15 protein-coding genes are annotated in these 19,047 nt (G+C 39.9%); all 15 read left to right on the top strand.

Going from position 1 to position 19,047, the window contains the following annotated elements; genetic code table 11:
• The 15 genes from ACOZ9X_RS09405 to ACOZ9X_RS09335 all read left to right on the top strand — a co-directional run bounded on the left by ACOZ9X_RS09405 (window position 1) and on the right by ACOZ9X_RS09335 (window position 18,765).
• The gene (locus ACOZ9X_RS09405) at window positions 1-1,713 is read left to right on the top strand and encodes a proline--tRNA ligase (RefSeq protein ID WP_423417941.1); all 1,713 of its coding nucleotides are present in this window, start codon (window positions 1-3) and stop codon (window positions 1,711-1,713) included.
• 212 nt (window positions 1,714-1,925) lie between these two features.
• Entirely contained in the window at window positions 1,926-6,227 is a 4,302-nt protein-coding gene (locus ACOZ9X_RS09400) for a PolC-type DNA polymerase III (protein WP_423417940.1), read from the top strand.
• A gap of 156 nt (window positions 6,228-6,383) precedes the next feature.
• The gene (rimP, locus tag ACOZ9X_RS09395; protein WP_137789633.1) at window positions 6,384-6,854 is read left to right on the top strand and encodes a ribosome maturation factor RimP; all 471 of its coding nucleotides are present in this window, start codon (window positions 6,384-6,386) and stop codon (window positions 6,852-6,854) included.
• Window positions 6,855-6,873: 19 nt separating this feature from the next.
• Window positions 6,874-7,977 (top strand): transcription termination factor NusA, encoded by a 1,104-nt coding sequence (gene nusA / locus ACOZ9X_RS09390; RefSeq protein ID WP_066393741.1) that lies wholly within the window; start codon window positions 6,874-6,876, stop codon window positions 7,975-7,977.
• Between the two features lie 20 nt (window positions 7,978-7,997).
• The gene (gene rnpM, locus ACOZ9X_RS09385) at window positions 7,998-8,264 is read left to right on the top strand and encodes an RNase P modulator RnpM (RefSeq protein WP_137789632.1); all 267 of its coding nucleotides are present in this window, start codon (window positions 7,998-8,000) and stop codon (window positions 8,262-8,264) included.
• The gene (locus ACOZ9X_RS09380; protein ID WP_205726132.1) at window positions 8,261-8,566 is read left to right on the top strand and encodes a YlxQ family RNA-binding protein; all 306 of its coding nucleotides are present in this window, start codon (window positions 8,261-8,263) and stop codon (window positions 8,564-8,566) included. Before rnpM ends, ACOZ9X_RS09380 begins: the two co-directional genes overlap by 4 nt.
• Before the next feature lie 15 nt (window positions 8,567-8,581).
• Window positions 8,582-10,903: a translation initiation factor IF-2 gene (gene infB / locus ACOZ9X_RS09375; protein WP_423417939.1), complete on the top strand. Its 2,322-nt coding sequence runs from the start codon at window positions 8,582-8,584 to the stop codon at window positions 10,901-10,903.
• Window positions 10,900-11,178 (top strand): DUF503 domain-containing protein, encoded by a 279-nt coding sequence (locus ACOZ9X_RS09370; protein ID WP_144700710.1) that lies wholly within the window; start codon window positions 10,900-10,902, stop codon window positions 11,176-11,178. The genes infB and ACOZ9X_RS09370 overlap by 4 nt, the downstream gene beginning before the upstream one ends.
• Before the next feature lie 31 nt (window positions 11,179-11,209).
• Entirely contained in the window at window positions 11,210-11,593 is a 384-nt protein-coding gene (gene rbfA, locus ACOZ9X_RS09365) for a 30S ribosome-binding factor RbfA (protein WP_066393771.1), read from the top strand.
• Window positions 11,594-11,675: 82 nt separating this feature from the next.
• Window positions 11,676-12,593, top strand: coding sequence for a tRNA pseudouridine(55) synthase TruB (gene truB, locus ACOZ9X_RS09360; RefSeq protein WP_423417938.1), 918 nt, complete (start codon window positions 11,676-11,678; stop codon window positions 12,591-12,593).
• Between the two features lie 24 nt (window positions 12,594-12,617).
• On the top strand, window positions 12,618-13,556 hold the full coding sequence (locus tag ACOZ9X_RS09355; protein ID WP_144700704.1) for a bifunctional riboflavin kinase/FAD synthetase: 939 nt from the start codon (window positions 12,618-12,620) through the stop codon (window positions 13,554-13,556).
• Between the two features lie 139 nt (window positions 13,557-13,695).
• Window positions 13,696-13,965, top strand: coding sequence for a 30S ribosomal protein S15 (gene rpsO, locus ACOZ9X_RS09350; RefSeq protein ID WP_066240919.1), 270 nt, complete (start codon window positions 13,696-13,698; stop codon window positions 13,963-13,965).
• 189 nt (window positions 13,966-14,154) lie between these two features.
• Window positions 14,155-16,269 carry a polyribonucleotide nucleotidyltransferase gene (gene pnp / locus ACOZ9X_RS09345; RefSeq protein ID WP_423417937.1) on the top strand — a complete coding sequence of 705 codons (2,115 nt, stop codon included), beginning with the start codon at window positions 14,155-14,157 and terminating at the stop codon, window positions 16,267-16,269.
• A 201-nt stretch (window positions 16,270-16,470) separates the two neighbouring features.
• Window positions 16,471-17,445: a polysaccharide deacetylase family protein gene (locus ACOZ9X_RS09340; protein ID WP_423417936.1), complete on the top strand. Its 975-nt coding sequence runs from the start codon at window positions 16,471-16,473 to the stop codon at window positions 17,443-17,445.
• 78 nt (window positions 17,446-17,523) lie between these two features.
• Window positions 17,524-18,765, top strand: coding sequence for a M16 family metallopeptidase (locus tag ACOZ9X_RS09335; protein ID WP_423417935.1), 1,242 nt, complete (start codon window positions 17,524-17,526; stop codon window positions 18,763-18,765).
• The last annotated feature ends 282 nt before the right edge of the window (window positions 18,766-19,047 follow it).

The raw sequence follows: 19,047 nt of genomic DNA, 5'->3' as shown, positions 1-19,047 counted from the left end.
ATGAGACAAAGTCAGTTGTTTATGCCAACTTTAAGAGAAATTCCTGCAGATGCAGATGTTAAAAGTCACCAGCTCTTATTAAGAGCTGGCTTTATCCGTCAGAATGCTGCTGGTATTTATTCTTTTCTTCCATTGGGGAAAAAGGTTCTTCACAAGGTAGAGAATATTGTACGAGAAGAAATGAATCGTGCTGGATCACAAGAGATGATGATGCCGGCACTGCAGCTTGCTGAACTTTGGCAGGAAAGTGGCCGATGGTATAGCTACGGTCCTGAACTGATGAGATTAAAAGACCGACACGAGCGTGATTTCGCTCTTGGAGCAACTCATGAAGAAGTGATTACGAGCATCGTTCGGGACGAAGTAAAATCATATAAGAAACTTCCTCTTAATCTATATCAGATTCAAACAAAGTTCAGAGACGAGAAACGTCCACGTTTCGGATTGCTTCGCGGAAGAGAGTTCATCATGAAAGATGCATACTCTTTCCATGATAAGCAAGAAAGTCTTGATGACACGTATGAAGCGATGAAAGACGCCTACTCTGCTATCTTTAGCCGTTGTGGACTAAACTTTCGTGCGGTTTTAGCCGATTCAGGTGCGATCGGTGGTAAAGATAATCATGAGTTCATGGTTTTATCAGAAATTGGGGAAGATTTGATCGCGTATTCAACGGATTCAGATTTTGCTGCGAATATAGAGATGGCTCCAGTTGTTCTTCGTGAAGACCGTTCATCTGAAAATCTTATGGAACTTAAGAAAGTAGAAACGAAAAACGCGAAAACGATCGAAGAGGTTTCAGATCTATTACAAGTTTCACCATCCAAAGTGATTAAATCGTTGCTTTATATCGCTGATGAACAACCTGTTTTAGTGTTAGTCAGAGGAGATCATGAGGTTAATGAGATCAAGCTTAAGAATGTTCTTTCTGCTAAAGAAGTAGAATTAGCTACGGCAGAAGAAACAAAAAAATGGTTGAATGCTGAACACGGATCTATCGGACCAATTCATTCTTCAAAAGAAGTTAAAGTACTCGCTGATCAAGCAGTTCCATATATGGTAAACGCAGTTTGTGGTGCAAATGAAACGGGCTATCATTATACAAATGTTAATCTCAATAGAGATTTTGAATGTAATGAAACAGCTGACCTTCGTTTCGTAGTAGAAGGTGATCTGTCACCAGATGGTAAAGGGACGATCGTTTTTGCTAAAGGAATTGAAGTCGGGCATGTGTTCAAACTTGGTAAAGTATACAGTGAACCTATGAAAGCCTCTTACTTAGATGAAAACGGTAAGAATCAGATCATGTCCATGGGGTGTTACGGAATTGGTGTCTCACGTACATTAGCAGCCGTAGCTGAAGAAAACAATGATGAAAAAGGTTTGATCTGGCCGTTATCATTAACACCGTTCGATGTTCATTTAATCGCTGTTAACAGTAAGAACGCAGAACAAGCAGCACTGTCCGATGAACTTTACACGCAGATCAAGAACGATGGATTTGATTGTTTATATGACGATCGCCCTGAACGTGCGGGTGTGAAATTTACAGATAGCGATCTTATCGGACTGCCGATTCGTGTTATGGTTGGAAAACGTGCTTCAGAAGGTATCGTAGAAGTGAAGATACGTAAAAGCGGAGAATCTTTCGAAGTGCCAGTTTCAGAACTAAGCAGCTTTATTAAAAATGAGTGGGACAAGCTTAAAAATTAGTAGATTGTGTTAAAACGATGTTGCTATAGAGGAGGCACCTCTTATCTAAGAGGTGCCTTTCTCTTTGCACTTTACGAATAGAGTTCTAATCTTTATGATGGTAATCGAGGCTGACTGATTAAAGCTATAGTATAATTAATAGAGCAATGTTTAAGAATTGCGATGGTTAGTCATGTGAAAACATAATTAAACCCCTTTAAAAGGAGGTTCGTATGAGCGGAAATGATCAACAGATCAGACAAGAAAGGCTATCGCTTCTTTTAGAACAACTAGGTATGCCTGATGAGATGAAAGTAGGTTTTTCGGAAGGAACGATCGAAAAACTAACGATAGATAAGACGAATAGAAGCTGGCATTTTATCATAGGACTTCTACGTCCATTAAACCCTGACAGTTATGCATGGTTCAGTGCTAGCCTGCGCCAAACTTTTCAGCATATAGCTGCAGTGTCTTTTTCTCTTCAAACAAAAGAGAGTTTCCAAGCCGAAGAGCTTCTTGGCTTTTGGCCATTGTGCAAAGAAAAGTTAGTAGAATCAGCAGGACCCAGTTTAGGAAGTATGCTTTCTACGCAAAATCCTATTGCGGAAGGCAATTTTTTGTGTCTGACCGTAAGAAATGATGCGGAAGAAGCGCTTGTGCAAAGAAAGCTTTCTCCTGTTATTAAGGAGATGTACGGTCAGTTTGGGTTTCATTCTGTAATGGTTAAAACAGAGATTAAACACTCTGAAGAAGATTTTCAAAAGTTTATTGAACAAAGAAAACAAGAAGATCAGAATAAAGTAATGGAAGCTTTAGTTGAAAAAGAAAAAGCTGCTAATCGATCTGATGGCCCTGCAGCAAGAACTGATATTATGATCGGTTATTCAATCAAGGATGATCCTGTTCCGATCCAAACGATTCAAGACGAAGAAAGACGCATAACGATTCAAGGCTACGTCTTTCATTCCGAAACGAGAGAGCTTAGAAGCGGACGTACACTATTAACATTCAAGATTACCGATTACACGGATTCTCTATTAATTAAAATCTTCTCTCGTGACAAGGAAGATATCCCTATCCTTCAAGGTATTCAAAAGGGGATGTGGCTGAAAGTTCGAGGCGGAATTCAAAATGATACGTTTGTAAGAGATCTAGTTATGATCGCGAACGATATTAATGAGATCAAACCTGAGTTTAGAAAAGATGTTGCGGATGAAGACAACAAACGTGTTGAGCTTCACCTTCACACCCCGATGAGTCAGATGGATGCAATATCTTCTGTTTCAACCTTAGTGGGACAAGCTAAGAAATGGGGTCATCCAGCTATCGCAATAACTGATCATGCTGGTGTTCAGTCCTTTCCAGAAGCTTATAGCGCAGGAAAGAAAAACGGAATCAAAATTCTGTACGGACTTGAGGCGAATCTTGTAGATGATGGTGTACCTATTGCATACAACGAGGCGCCGAGAAAATTAACAGATGAAACATATATTGTCTTTGACGTTGAGACGACGGGTTTATCAGCTGTATACAATAAAATTATTGAACTCGCAGCCGTAAAGATACGTGGTGGGGAGATCATTGACCGTTTTGAAAGGTTTGCAAATCCTCATGAATCCCTATCTCAAACCACGATTGAATTAACTGGAATTACAGATGATATGGTTGAGAACGCACCAGAGATCGAAGAAGTGCTCCGAGATTTTCACGTATTTATGGGTGATGATATCCTAGTAGCTCATAACGCGAGCTTTGACATGGGATTCTTGAATGAAGGTTTACGCAAGATAGGATTAGGAGAAGCGAAGAATCCTGTTATTGATACACTTGAATTAGCAAGATTTCTGCTCCCGCAATTAAAGAATCATAGGTTGAATACACTTTGTAAAAGGTTTGACATCGAACTCACTCAGCATCACCGTGCTATCTATGATGCTGAAGCAACAGGCTATCTCTTATGGAAGCTATTAAAAGAAACGTTTGAAAAGGATATCTTCTATCACGACCGTTTGAACGATAATATGGGTCAAGGTGGATTTCAAAGATCAAGACCGTTTCACTGTACACTTTTAGCTGCGACACAAGAAGGTCTGAAGAATTTATACAAATTGGTTTCTGAATCACATCTGTCTTATTTTTATCGAACACCGCGTATCCCGAGATCACGATTAAGTAAACTACGAGAGGGTATTCTCGTTGGTTCAGCTTGTGATAAAGGTGAAGTGTTTGAAGGTATGATGCAAAAACCGATCGAAGAGGTTGAAAAGATTGCGGAGTTTTATGATTACTTAGAGGTTCAGCCGCCAAGTAACTATTATCATCTTATCGAAAGAGAATTAGTCGCAGATGAGATGAACTTAAGAGAGATCCTGTCTAACATCGTTCAGCTTGGAGAGAAATTGAACAAACCGGTTGTGGCAACAGGAAATGTTCATTATTTAAATCCTGAAGATGCGATCTATCGAAAGATCTTGATCTCTTCTCAAGGTGGAGCGAATCCGCTGAACAGGCAAACTCTTCCAGAAGTTCATTTTAGAACAACTGATGAGATGTTGGATCTGTTCTCTTTCTTAGGTGAGGAAAAAGCTCAAAAAGTAGTTTGTGAAAATACGAGACAGATCGCCGACATGATTCAGGAGATCAAACCGATCCCTGATGATCTATATACACCGAAGATCGAGGGCGCAGATGAAGAAGTACGCTCGATGAGTTATAACCGAGCGAGAAGCATCTATGGTGAGAATCTTCCAGAACTTGTTGAAAAAAGGTTAGAAAAAGAATTAAAGAGTATCATTGGACACGGATTTGCGGTTATTTACTTGATATCACATAAACTTGTAAAAAAATCGTTGATCGATGGATACCTTGTAGGATCACGAGGATCAGTCGGATCATCGTTTGTTGCGACAATGACGGAGATTACTGAAGTAAATCCATTGCCTCCTCACTATGTTTGTCCGAAGTGTAAAGAATCACATTTCTTTAATGATGGGTCTGTTGGTTCTGGTTATGACCTTCCAGATAAAGAATGTCCAACATGCGAAGTGCTTTATATAAAAGATGGACAAGATATTCCCTTCGAAACGTTCCTTGGTTTCAAAGGAGATAAAGTCCCTGATATCGACTTAAACTTCTCAGGTGAGTATCAGCCTAGAGCACATAACTACACGAAAGAACTATTCGGTGAAGATTATGTGTATCGTGCAGGTACGATAGGTACCGTAGCTGAAAAAACGGCTTATGGTTATGTTAAAGGGTATGCAGGAGACAATAACTTAACGATTCGATCGGCAGAAGTTGATAGACTCGTAGCTGGTTGTACAGGAGTAAAGAGAACAACAGGTCAGCATCCAGGTGGAATAATAGTTGTTCCAGATTATATGGACATCTATGATTTTTGTCCTGTTCAGTTCCCAGCCGATGATAGTGGATCGGAATGGAAGACGACTCATTTTGATTTTCACTCGATTCACGATAACTTATTAAAACTTGATATACTCGGGCACGATGATCCGACCGTTATCCGTATGCTTCAAGATCTAAGCGGTATTGATCCGAAGACCATTCCTGCTTCTGATCCAGAAGTGATGAAAATCTTCTCAGGTCCAGACGTGTTAGGAGTTACCGAAGAACAGATCATGTGTAAAACAGGTACGTTAGGTATTCCGGAGTTCGGAACAAAGTTCGTAAGACAGATGCTTGAAGAAACAAAACCAAGTACTTTCTCTGAACTTGTACAGATTTCAGGACTATCTCATGGTACGGATGTGTGGCTGAATAATGCCAACGAACTGATCGCAAACGGCACTTGTGTGCTAAAAGACGTTATCGGATGCCGTGATGACATTATGGTCTACCTGATCTATAAAGGTCTCGAGCCGTCGCTTGCTTTTAAGATCATGGAGAGTGTACGTAAAGGTAAGGGTCTGCCGGATGAGTGGATCGATGAGATGAAGAAGAACGATGTACCTGATTGGTATATTGGTTCATGTTTGAAGATCAAATACATGTTCCCTAAAGCCCATGCGGCAGCTTACGTTTTAATGGCTGTTCGTATCGCATATTTTAAGGTTCATTATCCAATTTGGTTCTATGCGGCATATTTCACCGTAAGAGCGGATGATTTCGATGTGGAGTCTATGATCAGAGGATCCAAAGCGTTAAAGGCAAAAATTGAAGAGATCTCAGCTAAAGGTCTTGATGCTTCTACAAAAGAGAAGAACTTGCAGACTGTTCTAGAGCTTGCTCTTGAGATGTGTGAAAGAGGGCTATCGTTTCAGAAGATCGACCTTTATCGCTCGAGCGCAACAGATTTCTTAGTAGAAGGGGACACATTGATTCCACCGTTCAATTCAATCGCAGGATTAGGTACAAACGCAGCATTAAACATTGTAAAAGCAAGAGAGCAAGGTGAATTTCTTTCTAAAGAAGATCTACAGCAGCGTGCGAAGTTGTCTAAGACCATTATTGAGTACTTAGATGATCAAGGATGTTTAGAAGGAATGCCTGATGCAAACCAGCTTTCGCTCTTTTAACAAGGGCTTCTTGAAGGCTAGATCAGTTGCAGTATTTTATTGGTTATGGTATAGTATTTTTGGAAATACTGTTGAATGAATAACTGTCGGCGAAAGAGTGGGGCTCCCCACTCTTTCGTTACGTTTTGAGGTCATTCAGTAAGAAGGAGGGCAGCAATGAGTCAGAAGATTACAGAGCTCACAACAGAGCTTGTAACCCCAATCGTTGAAAAACTAGGACTTGAACTTGTTGACGTTGAATTTGTTAAAGAGGGTAAAAACTGGTTTCTCCGTGTATATATCGATTCCACGGGTGGAATTGATATCGAGGAATGCGGGACTGTCAGTGAACAATTAAGTGAAAAACTAGATGAACTTGATCCGATCGAACAGCCCTACTTTTTAGAAGTATCTTCTCCAGGAGTTGAAAGACCATTAAAGAAACCTGAAGATGTGAAAAATGCTATCGGCAAAAATGTAAACATTAAACTTTATGAGCCATTAAACGGTGAAAAAGTATATGAAGGACTTTTAAAAGACTTTGACGGTGAAACGCTGTTCATGGAGATTAGAGTGAAAACGCAAGTGAAAAAGGTAGAACTACCTTATGCTAAAGTGGCCAACGCCCGTCTTGCGGTTGTTTTTTAATGAAGAGGGGAGAAGAAAAATGAGTACCGAGCTTTTGGATGCACTTACATTGTTAGAAAAGGAAAAAGGGATCAGTAAAGAAGTCATTATTGAAGCGATTGAAGCTGCCCTTATTTCTGCGTACAAGCGCAATTTTCATCAAGCGCAAAATGTTCGTGTTGATTTTAACAGAGATACAGGAAGTATCCGTGTGTTTTCAAGAAAAAATGTGGTTGAAGAAGTTGAGGACGATCGTCAAGAGATCTCAGTGGCAGAAGCTCAAGCGATCAACCCTGGCTATGAATTAGAAGATATTGTAGAAGAAGAAGTTACACCAAAAGATTTTGGTCGTATTGCTGCTCAAACAGCCAAACAAGTAGTGACACAACGCGTACGTGAAGCAGAGCGCGGGATCATCTTCTCAGAATTTATTGATCGTGAAGAAGATATCATCACGGGAATCGTTCAACGACAAGACCACCGTTATATGTATGTCAGCCTAGGCAGGGTAGAAGCTCTTCTACCTGCTGCTGAACAGATGCCTGGTGAATCTCATACCACGAACGACCGCATCAAAGTGTACATTACTAAAGTTGAAAAGACGACTAAAGGTCCTCAAATTTTAGTATCAAGAACTCACCCAGGTCTTCTAAAACGCTTATTCGAGCTTGAAGTGCCAGAAATCTATGATGGAACGGTTGAGATCAAATCGATCGCTCGTGAAGCAGGTGACCGTTCAAAGATTGCCGTTCATGCTGCTGATCCTGAAGTAGATCCAGTTGGATCTTGTGTTGGACAAAAAGGTGCGCGTGTTCAAACGATCGTAAACGAATTGAACGGTGAGAAGATTGATATCGTTCGATGGAGTGAAGATCCAGTTGTCTATGTAGCAAATTCACTCAGCCCAGCAAAAGTACTTGAAGTACAAGTGAATGAAGAGGAAAAGATGACAACGGTTATCGTTCCTGACTATCAACTTTCATTAGCGATTGGTAAAAGAGGCCAAAATGCTCGTCTAGCTGCGAAGTTAACAGGTTGGAAGATTGATATTAAAAGTGAAACAGAAGCAATAGAATCAGGTGTGTACGATCCATCAAACGCTCGCAGTGATTTTTTCGAAGATACTGATGAGGATGAAGAGTAAGAAAAGACGAGGTGGAGACAATGAAAACACGTAAAATTCCGATGAGAAAATGCGTAGCCTGTCAAGAAATGAAGGCTAAAAAAGAATTAACACGTATTGTCCGCTCACCAGAAGGAGAAGTCTCTGTCGACATGTCGGGGAAAAAATCCGGAAGAGGAGCCTACCTTTGTCATGAACCTGCTTGTATCGAACAAGCAAAAAAGAAAAAGGTTCTTGAGTCACATCTCAAAACAAAGATTCCAGCTGATCTATTTGAACAGCTTGAAAAAGGAAGTCATACATCTTGAAACCAACTCCTTGGGAAAACTTTCTTGGAATAGCAGCTCGAGCCGGTAAAGTCATATCCGGTGAAGAACTAGTTGTGAAAAGCATCCAAAAGCAAAACGCGAAAATTGTTCTGCTTTCAAAAGATGCTTCAGATAATACAAAGAAAAAAGTTACCGATAAATGTGCCTTTTACAAAATTGATCTTGCTTGGGTAGAAGATCGTAATGTTTTAGGCAGGGCTATCGGTAAGGAGCAACGAGTTGTAGTTGCTGTAAATGATCAAGGATTTTCTAAGAGACTGAAGGAACTTCTTGATCACTAACTCGGGGGTGAACATATGAGTAAAATCCGCGTATACGAATATGCGAAACAGAAAAATGTTCAAAGTAAAGACATTATTGAAAAGCTCAAAACGATGGATGTCCACGTTGCGAATCATATGTCTATGATTGATCAGGCAGCTCTTAAAAAGCTGGATGAGGCTTATCGTCCAAAGACCAACAAAGATCAACCAAAATCAACGAATCAAAATCAACTCCCTAAATCAGATGTGAAAAATAGCAACCCTGGTAATGACACCAAATCTAATAAAAAGGAAGTTCAAAAAGAGAGTAATATGAAAATAAAAAAAGAGAACAATAACTCGTCACAAGCTAAAGGACCAAAGTCCACGAATACTAACAGTCAAAACAATCAGAACAAGACTAGCAACAACACCCAAAATAAAAATAGCAACAACAATCAAAACAAGAGCAATAGCAATCATTCAAACAACAAGAATACTAACAACAGAAACCAAAACAACAACAGAAACAACAACAACAAGAACAACAACAATCGCAACAAGCAAAACAGAGGCGGCGGAAACCAGCAACAACAAGCTCCGCAAAAGAAAGTTCTTGAAACGCCAAGTAAGATCACTTTCACTGATTCACTTCAAGTTGGTGAACTAGCTAAAAAGTTGAACAAAGATACGTCTGAGATCATTAAAAAGTTAATGGGTCTTGGAATTATGGCAACGATCAATCAAGAGCTTGATAAAGAAGCGATCGAATTGATCGCAGCTGACTACGATGTAGAAGTAGAAGAAGAGATCATCGTTGATGAGACTGAATTTGAAAACTACGAAATCGTAGATGAAGAAAAAGATCTTCAAGTTCGTCCGCCAGTCGTTACGATCATGGGCCACGTTGACCATGGTAAAACAACGCTTCTTGATGCGATTCGTAACACAAAGGTAACTGCAGGCGAAGCTGGTGGAATTACTCAGCATATCGGTGCTTATCAAATTACGAACAACGGAAAACAGATTACGTTCCTAGATACTCCTGGACATGCTGCGTTTACAACGATGCGTGCTCGTGGAGCTCAAGTAACAGATATCACGATTCTAGTTGTAGCTGCTGATGACGGTGTAATGCCTCAGACAGTAGAGGCGATCAACCATGCTAAAGCAGCGGAAGTTCCAATCATCGTGGCTGTGAACAAGATGGATAAAGAATCTGCTAACCCAGATCGAGTTATGCAAGAACTAACTGAGCACGGACTTGTTTCGGAAGCTTGGGGTGGAGATACGATCTTCGTCAACGTTTCAGCGATTAAAGGTGACGGAATTGACGACCTGCTTGAAATGATCAACCTTGTTTCAGAAGTTGAAGAACTAAAAGCAAATCCAAACCGTACGGCAATTGGAACAGTAATTGAAGCACAGCTTGATAAAGGCCGTGGATCTGTAGCAACTCTACTCGTTCAATCAGGTACGTTAAACGTTGGTGATCCAATCGTAGTTGGACACACATACGGTCGTGTTCGTGCGATGGTGAACGACCTTGGCCGCAGAGTTAAAACGGTAGGACCTTCAACACCAGTTGAAATTACTGGGTTGAACGATGTACCACAAGCTGGTGATCAGTTCATGGTCTTCGCTGACGAGAAAAAAGCCCGTCAAGTTGGTGAGTCTCGCTTCAAAAAACAACAAGATGCACAACGTAAAGAATCTTCAAAACTAAACCTTGATGACCTCTTTAACCAGATTAAAGAAGGTGACATCAAAGAAATTAATGTCATCATCAAAGGTGATGTTCAAGGTTCTGTTGAGGCGCTTGCAGGATCATTACAAAAAATTGACGTTGAAGGCGTTAAAGTTAAAATCATCCACTCAGGTGTTGGAGCGATCAATGAGTATGACATCATGCTTGCATCAGCTTCAAACGCAATCGTGATCGGTTTCAACGTTCGTCCTGATAATGGTGCAAAACGTACAGCTGACGCTGAAAAAGTCGATGTTCGTCTGCATAGAATTATCTACAACGTAATTGAAGAGATCGAATCAGCGATGAAAGGGATGCTTGACCCAGAATTCGAAGAAAAAGTTATTGGTCAAGTTGAAGTTCGTACGACTTTCAAAGTATCTAAAGTTGGTACGATCGCTGGATGTTACGTTACTGAAGGGAAGATCACAAGAGATTCTACAGTTCGCTTGATTCGTGACGGTGTTGTTTCTTACGAAGGTAAGATCGATGCACTAAAACGTTTTAAAGACGATGCTAAGGAAGTATCTGCTGGATACGAATGTGGGATCACGTTAGAAAAGTTCAATGATATTAAAGAGGGCGACATCATTGAAGCATATATCATGGAAGAAATTAAAGTAAAATGATCGGGTTCTTAACGGTTGAGTTTTTCATCTATGAAGCACAGTCGTTAAAAGATAAACGTTCAGTTGTTCAAAAAGCGGTAAACAGGCTTCGTCAACGATTAAACGTGGCTGTATCAGAAACAGATCATCAAGATTTGTGGCAGCGCGCCGAGATAAGTATGGTTACCGTTTCTTCGGACAAAATAATAGCAGAAAAAGAATTGCAAAGAGCACTTGCGATTATTACATCTATTACTGAGTTGGAAGTTACACGTTCAAACATCGAGTGGCTGTAAGGCAAGTGGCAAGAAACGGGGTGTAGTAAAAATGGGCACAATCCGTTCCAATCGTATTGGGGAACAGATGAAAAAAGAGCTTAGTGACATTATAGGCCGAAAAATCAAAGACCCCCGCGTAGGTTTTGTGACCGTTACGGCGGTAGATGTAACAGGTGATTTACAGCAGGCTACTGTTTATGTTTCTGTGTTTGGCGATGCCGATCAAAAGGAACAAACATTGCGAAGCCTAGCGAAAGCTACAGGTTTCATTCGTACGGAAATCGGAAAACGAATCCGCATGCGTAAAACACCAGACATCTTTTTTAAATTTGATGAATCTCTAAATTATGGAAGCAAGATCGAAAGTCTTTTGTCTGATATCAAACGTGAGGATGAAGAAGACGAAGAAAACGAAGAGCATCCGAAACCATAATAGCAAATGGATAGGCAATTAATTTTGTCTATCCATTTTTTGCTTGTAAAAAAGAGATAATGCGATCAAAGGAGAAGCTTTTATGAGTGCAAGACAAGGAATTTTGGCATTGAAGAAACCTGCTGGTATGACATCACATGATTGTGTGGCAAAGATAAGAAGAATTTTTTCAACAAAAAAAGTCGGTCACACAGGTACATTAGATCCCGAGGTAACGGGGGTCCTTCCTATATGTATTGGAAGAGCGACTAAAATCGCAGAGTACATGTCAGACTACGGCAAGGAATATATAGGTGAGGTCACTTTAGGTTTTTCTACAGAGACAGAAGATGCTCACGGTGAAAGAGTAGAAGAAAAACATGTAGACAAGGATATCTCAATTTCTGATATAAAAGAAATTTTACAGTCTTTACAAGGAGAGATCGAACAGGTTCCTCCGATGTATTCAGCGGTTAAAGTTAACGGAAAAAAACTTTATGAATATGCGAGGCAAGGGTTGACTGTTGAACGGCCAAAACGTAATGTTACTATCCATGAGCTTCAGCTAATTAATGACGACAACTTAGATATGCTCAGCAAAGAACAACCTGTATTCTCATTCCGCGTACGATGTTCTAAAGGTACATACGTTAGGACGCTTGCTGTTGAGATCGGTGAAAGACTTGGATATCCGGCACATATGTCATCTCTGATCAGAACAGCATCAGGGCCGTTCTCAATCGAAGACTGTGTGACGTTTGAGCAGCTTGAAAGCAGTGTGACGCCTTTAGAAGATTATCTGTTTCCTCTTGAAAAAGGAATCTCTCACTTTCCGAAATGGACAGTTTCAGAAGAGCTGTTGTTCAAAATAAAAAATGGTTCTGTGCTTGAAGCACCAAAAGATTTGGTAGAAAGCCCGTTTGGTGTTTATAATGAAGAAGGAAAATGTCTAGCCATTTATGAGAACCATCCTTCAAAACCAGGTTTAATAAAACCGGTTAAAGTGTTAGCCATTGATTAACGAAAGAAGTTAGTAGGTGAGTTTTTGGAAACGATTGTTATAAGTCATCCGCATCATTTTCAACAAGATAACCTTCCACCAACTTTTTTGGCTCTAGGTTATTTTGACGGGATTCATGTAGGACACCAACGTGTGATCAACACAGCAGTAGAGCTTGCTAAGAAGAACGACGCTGTTTCTGCTGTTATGAGCTTCCACCCGCATCCGTCTGTTGTATTAGGTAAGAGTGATCAAAATTGGACATATATCACACCTTTAGAAGAAAAGAAGAAGATTCTAGAGGAGATGGGCGTAGAGAGATTTTATCTTGTGAAATTCGATCAAGTTTTTGCAAATCTAGATACTCAGGAGTTTGTTGATCAGTATGTGATCGGTTTGAATGTAGTCCATGTAGTTACCGGATTTGACTTTTCATATGGGAAGTATGGAAAAGGAAGCGTTGAAACATTAGTAAAAGAATCTAACGGACAATTTGGACAAACGGTTATTGAAAAGATTGAAAAAGATGGTCACAAAATAAGTTCCACACTGATTAGAAACTGCCTTAAAGAAGGTCTTGTCGATGAGATTGAGCCTTACTTGGGCAGAAGATATAAGCTCAACGGCACGGTGATTCATGGGGATAAGCGTGGCCGTACGATTGGGTTCCCGACTGCGAACCTTGACACCGACCAATATTCACTGCCAAAAGTCGGTGTATACGCAGTTGAGGTTTCTGTCGATGAAAAAAGCTATTTAGCGATGGCGAATGTAGGCTATAAACCTACATTTAAGGATGATCAAAAAAAACCTTCACTCGAAGTTCATATCTTTGACTTCAACCACGAAATATATGGTGAAGAGGTTCGAATCACTTGGTTGAAAAGAATTCGTGATGAGAAGAAATTTAGTGGAATAGACGAGCTCATCGCACAGCTTCATGCCGATAAAAGCAAAACATATGAGATCACACAATCACTATAATAAAAAACTTGCAATTATTCTATAAAAAGTCTATGATAATAACTGTACATTTTAATGTGCATATAACCATTGCTTGGCAAATCGAGTCACCGACGTTTGCTCGGTAATTGGTGTTTCTATTATTAAGGAGGTGAAAAGGATGGCTATTACTCAAGAGCGTAAGAACGAACTAATCAGCGAGTATAAGGTACATGATACGGACACTGGATCTCCAGAAGTTCAAATCGCTATCCTTACTGAACAAATCAATGAGTTGAATGATCACTTGCGTACACACAAGAAAGATCACCACTCACGTCGTGGTCTATTGAAAATGGTTGGTAAGCGCCGTAACTTGTTAACGTACCTACGTAACAAGGACATCACGCGTTACCGCGAATTGATCGGAAGACTTGGATTACGTCGTTAATCCAGCAAAGCGGGATATATTTCCCGCTTTTTTTATTGCAAGCATTCATCCATAAACGGCACTAAACATGTTATTCTTGGTATGAGTAAATTCTTTCGAGTTTTTCTTTTTAGGAAGGACTACGTTAGGATATAATAGAACCATAATATGATAGGATTTTTCTAAGTGTTGAGAGGAGTACCAAGTAAAATGGATCAACAAAAAAGAACTTTTACAATGGACTGGGCGGGTAGAACGCTTACGTTCGAAATTGGAGAACTAGCAAAACAAGCGAACGGTGCTGTAATGGTCAGATATGGCGATACTGCAGTACTTTCAACAGCTGTTGCATCAAAACAGCCTAAAAACCTTAGTTTCTTTCCGCTGACAGTAAACTACGAAGAGCGTTTATATGCAGTTGGTAAAATTCCAGGTGGATTTATTAAACGTGAAGGCCGTCCGAGCGAAAAAGCTGTATTAGCGAGTCGTTTGATCGACCGTCCTATTCGTCCTCTATTCGCAGATGGTTTCCGAAACGAAGTACAGGTTGTCAGCACAGTAATGAGTGTGGATCAAAACTGTTCTTCAGAAATGGCTGCGATGATCGGATCATCACTTGCGTTGTCTATTTCTGATATTCCTTTTGAAGGACCGATTGCTGGAGTAACTGTTGGTCGAATCGAAGGCGAGTTTGTGATCAATCCAACGGTTGAGCAAAATGAAAAAAGTGATATTCAACTGATTGTTGCGGGTACAAAACATGCCATCAACATGGTTGAAGCTGGTGCAGAAGAAGTTTCTGAAGAAGTGATGCTTGAAGCGATCATGTTCGGTCATGAAGAGATCAAGCGTTTAATCGCTTTCCAAGAAGAGATTGTTTCTGAAGTCGGTAAAGAGAAGATGGAAATCGTTCTTCATGAGCTAGATAAAGATGTTGAACAAGAAGTTCGTGAATTTGTTGGAAACGATGTTAAAGAAGCAGTTAAAGTTGTTGAAAAGCATGCACGTCAAGAAGCTTTAGACGCTGTAAGTGCAAACGTCGCTTCTCGTTATGAAGAAGATGAAGATAAAGCCAGCGAAGCAAAAGAGGTTTTACATAAACTCATCAAAGAAGAAGTGAGACGCTTGATCCTTAAGGAGAAAGTTCGTCCGGACGGAAGAAAAACAGATGAAATCCGTCAACTTTCTTCAAAAGTAGGCATTTTAGCAAGAACACATGGTTCTGGTCTATTTACACGTGGACAAACACAAGCGCTAAGTATCTGTACGTTGGGAGCTCTTGGCGATGTTCAAGTTCTTGATGGTCTTGGTGTAGAAGAGTCAAAACGTTTCATGCACCAATATAATTTCCCTCCATTCAGTGTAGGTGAAACTGGATTTATGCGTGGACCAGGTAGACGTGAAATCGGACATGGTGCATTAGGCGAACGTGCGTTAGAACAAGTAATCCCGAATGAAGAAGAATTCCCTTACACAATTCGTCTCGTTTCTGAAGTATTAGAATCCAACGGTTCTACATCACAAGCAAGTATTTGTGCAAGTACGCTTGCATTGATGGATGCTGGTGTTCCGATTAAAGCACCAGTTGCTGGTATTGCTATGGGTCTGATCTCTGACGGTGAAGATGTTACAGTTCTAACAGATATTCAAGGAATGGAAGATCATCTTGGCGATATGGACTTTAAAGTAGCAGGTACACCAAACGGGATCACTGCTCTTCAAATGGACATTAAAATCTCAGGAATTAACCGTGAAATCCTTCAAGAAGCTCTAACACAAGCAAAAGAAGGACGTATGATCATTCTGAAGTCTATGCTTGCAACACTTTCAGAATCTCGTACACAACTTTCTCAATATGCGCCTAAGATTCTTACAATGAAGATCAACCCAGATAAGATCCGTGATGTTATCGGGCCAAGCGGGAAGATCATCAATAAGATCATTGAAGAAACTGGCGTTAAGATTGATATCGAGCAAGACGGTACAGTCTTCATCGCTTCAACTGACGAGTCTATGAACAAAAAGGCGAAGAAAATCATTGAAGATATTGTTCGTGAAGTTCAAGTAGGAGAGTACTACATGGGCAAAGTAAAACGTATCGAAAAGTTTGGTGCGTTTGTTGAACTATTCAGCGGTAAGGATGGACTCGTTCACATCTCTGAACTTGCTGAAGAACGTGTAGGAAAAGTTGAAGATGTTGTGAAACTTGGTGACGAGATCATGGTTAAAGTTATGGAGATCGATAATCAAGGTCGCGTAAACTTATCGCGTAAAGTTGTACTGAAAGAAGAAAAAGCAAAGAACGAGCAGCAGCAAAACGTATAAAATAAATAACAAAAGACTGTACCAAATATAGATACATTGTATCGTATGGGTCAGTCTTTTTTTTGTGTTGTTTTATTCTCTTTTCTTGTGGATTGGCTGCTACATCGTCAACACGATAATAATGAACTTGCTCAGGCGATATTTATAAACGTTCTAACCTGTCCAAATCGTACATACTTTGGTTACAGGGAGGGAGTTCACGTGAAAAATAAAATTCTACAATGGTCATTAGTCGTTCTGGTTATCACTTCGATAGCGTTTTCGTTGCATAATCCATTTACAAGCACCTATATTGAGAGTTTAAAGGCTCAGAGTACAGCCGTTTCGCAAATGGAATCAAATTCAATCTATCAGCAGATCAAGGAAAAAGCGAAGGAGTTAAATCGTCCTCCTAAAAATGCAGAGATTGATCCAGTCTGGAAAGCCACTCCCGGTTATAATGGCATTGTTGTTGACATGGAAGCATCCTTTAAAGCGATGAAGAAAGCGAATAAATTTGATCATAATAAACTTGTTATAAAGCAGATAAATCCAAGTGTTCATCTCGCAGACCTTCCTGCATCACCTATCTATAGAGGTAATCCTGAAAAACCTATGGTTACACTTTTAGTGAACGTAGCATGGGGAAATGAGTACCTTCCTGACATGCTCCAAACGATGAAGAAAAATAATGTGAAATCCACATATTTTTTAGATGGGTCATGGGTGAAGAAGAACCCGTCACTCGCTAAAATGATTGCAGAAGAAAAACATGAGATCGGTAATCACGCATACTCCCATCCGGATTTAAAAAAGATGACCAATTCACGAATAACCGAGGAACTTAAACAAACGAACGAGGTGATACATGCAACGCTCGACATACAGCCAAAATGGTTTGCTCCCCCAAGCGGCAGCTTTCGAAACGACGTTGTACAAATCGCTTCAGAGATGGATATGAAAACGATTCTTTGGACCGTTGATACGATTGATTGGAGAAAACCAAATCCTGATGAGATGGTAACAAGGGTTCTTAGTAAAGTACATCCTGGTGCGATGATCTTAATGCACCCAACAGAATCATCTTCCGCCGGTCTTGATAAACTCATTAAAGGAATAAAAGAAAAAGGTTACAGCATCGGAACGGTATCTGACTTAATGGATGAAAAGAGATTAGTACCTAAAACCATCAAGTAAAGTTGTGTACGCGTTATGATAATGGTATATTGTTCCTATGATTATTGTGGAACAACTGACAGCTAGGGGGAAACAAGTTTGATTAAAAGATATACTTGCTCAAACGGCGTGCGAATCGTTTTGGAAAACATTCCAACAGTACGCTCTGTTGCGATCGGTGTTTGGATCGGCACAGGCTCAAGATTTGAAAACACAAAAAACAACGGAATTTCGCATTTTCTGGAGCACATGTTCTTTAAAGGAACTAAGACGAGAACTGCACGAGAAATTGCCGAATCTTTTGATAGCATCGGTGGACAAGTGAATGCTTTCACTTCAAAAGAATACACATGTTATTATGCAAAAGTTTTAGATACGCATTCACCATATGCCCTTGAAGTATTAGCGGACATGTTTTTCAATTCTACCTTTGATGAAGGAGAGTTATTAAAAGAAAAGAATGTTGTGCTAGAAGAGATTAAAATGTATGAAGATACGCCTGATGATATTGTTCATGATATGTTAAGCCGTGCTAGTTTTCAAAATCATGAACTCGGTTTTCCTATCTTAGGTACAGAAGAAACTTTGAACACATTTACCGGTAATACACTTCGAGATTATATGGATACTCATTATGTTCCGGAAGAAGTAGTCATTTCTGTGGCAGGAAACGTCGATGAATCGTTCATTAAAGAAATTGAGAAATGGTTCGGTGATTATAAAACAAGTGGTATCATCAAACCAGAAATTCAATCTCCCGTTTTTTATCCTGAGAAGCTATCTCGTAAAAAAGAAACAGAACAAGCACATCTTTGTCTCGGGTTCCCTGGACTCTCTCTAAAAGACAAACGCAGCTACAGTTTGATCATTCTAAATAATATCTTTGGATCAAGCATGTCTAGCCGTTTGTTTCAAGAAGTAAGAGAGCAAAAAGGTTTAGCGTATTCTGTTTTCTCATACCACTCAGCGTTTCAGGATAATGGTATCTTTACGATTTATGGAGGAACGGCTCCACATCAATTAGATGAATTGTATAATACGATTTTAAATATCGTAGATGATTTAAAAGTGAACGGAATTACTGACAAAGAATTGAAGAACTCTAAAGAACAGATAAAAGGAAACTTGATGCTGAGTCTTGAAAGCACGAACAGCAGAATGAGCCGAAATGGAAAACATGAGCTCATCTTAGGTTACCACCGTACCCTTGATGATATGGTCGAGTCGATCGATAACGTGTCAAAAGACGATGTGAACACGTTGGTTCAGTCTATCTTCAGTGAAGGATGTTCAGCTTCCCTAGTGAGTCCGCAAGGTGAACTTCCGAAAGGACTTCAATAGCATATCTACTCATTACAACGAAACCCGGAATTCATCCGGGTTTTTTTGCGTTTTCAGATATCTTCTTTAAAAATGGGCTTACCGTTTTCTGAATGCCCCAAACATAGGAGTTGTTGATGAATATAATGGTTTTGATTGAAAGCTTATGATCGTGTTAATTAACGAAATAGAAATGACTATTAAATATGAGTTTTACCGTTGTGCAGAATGTCTTTCTGTAACCAGATAGGCGGGGTGTTCATATGATGGTGAACGTGGATAGTTATCCCCTGCAAGAAAAGG

This window comes from Fictibacillus nanhaiensis (genome assembly GCF_049537595.1).
Lineage (GTDB): Bacteria > Bacillota > Bacilli > Bacillales > Fictibacillaceae > Fictibacillus > Fictibacillus nanhaiensis_F.
Note: the sequence above shows the minus strand (reverse complement) of the source record. Positions and strands in the feature narration are given on the sequence as shown.

What these genes read in the sequence shown, in the direction of transcription:
- rnpM (WP_137789632.1), top strand. Translation starts at nt 7,998, where the DNA reads ATGAAAACACGTAAAATTCCGATGAGAAAATGCGTAGCCTGTCAAGAA.
- truB (WP_423417938.1), top strand. Translation starts at nt 11,676, where the DNA reads ATGAGTGCAAGACAAGGAATTTTGGCATTGAAGAAACCTGCTGGTATG.
- ACOZ9X_RS09370 (WP_144700710.1), top strand. Translation starts at nt 10,900, where the DNA reads ATGATCGGGTTCTTAACGGTTGAGTTTTTCATCTATGAAGCACAGTCG.
- rimP (WP_137789633.1), top strand. Translation starts at nt 6,384, where the DNA reads ATGAGTCAGAAGATTACAGAGCTCACAACAGAGCTTGTAACCCCAATC.
- rpsO (WP_066240919.1), top strand. Translation starts at nt 13,696, where the DNA reads ATGGCTATTACTCAAGAGCGTAAGAACGAACTAATCAGCGAGTATAAG.
- rbfA (WP_066393771.1), top strand. Translation starts at nt 11,210, where the DNA reads ATGGGCACAATCCGTTCCAATCGTATTGGGGAACAGATGAAAAAAGAG.
- ACOZ9X_RS09405 (WP_423417941.1), top strand. Translation starts at nt 1, where the DNA reads ATGAGACAAAGTCAGTTGTTTATGCCAACTTTAAGAGAAATTCCTGCA.
- pnp (WP_423417937.1), top strand. Translation starts at nt 14,155, where the DNA reads ATGGATCAACAAAAAAGAACTTTTACAATGGACTGGGCGGGTAGAACG.
- ACOZ9X_RS09400 (WP_423417940.1), top strand. Translation starts at nt 1,926, where the DNA reads ATGAGCGGAAATGATCAACAGATCAGACAAGAAAGGCTATCGCTTCTT.
- infB (WP_423417939.1), top strand. Translation starts at nt 8,582, where the DNA reads ATGAGTAAAATCCGCGTATACGAATATGCGAAACAGAAAAATGTTCAA.
- nusA (WP_066393741.1), top strand. Translation starts at nt 6,874, where the DNA reads ATGAGTACCGAGCTTTTGGATGCACTTACATTGTTAGAAAAGGAAAAA.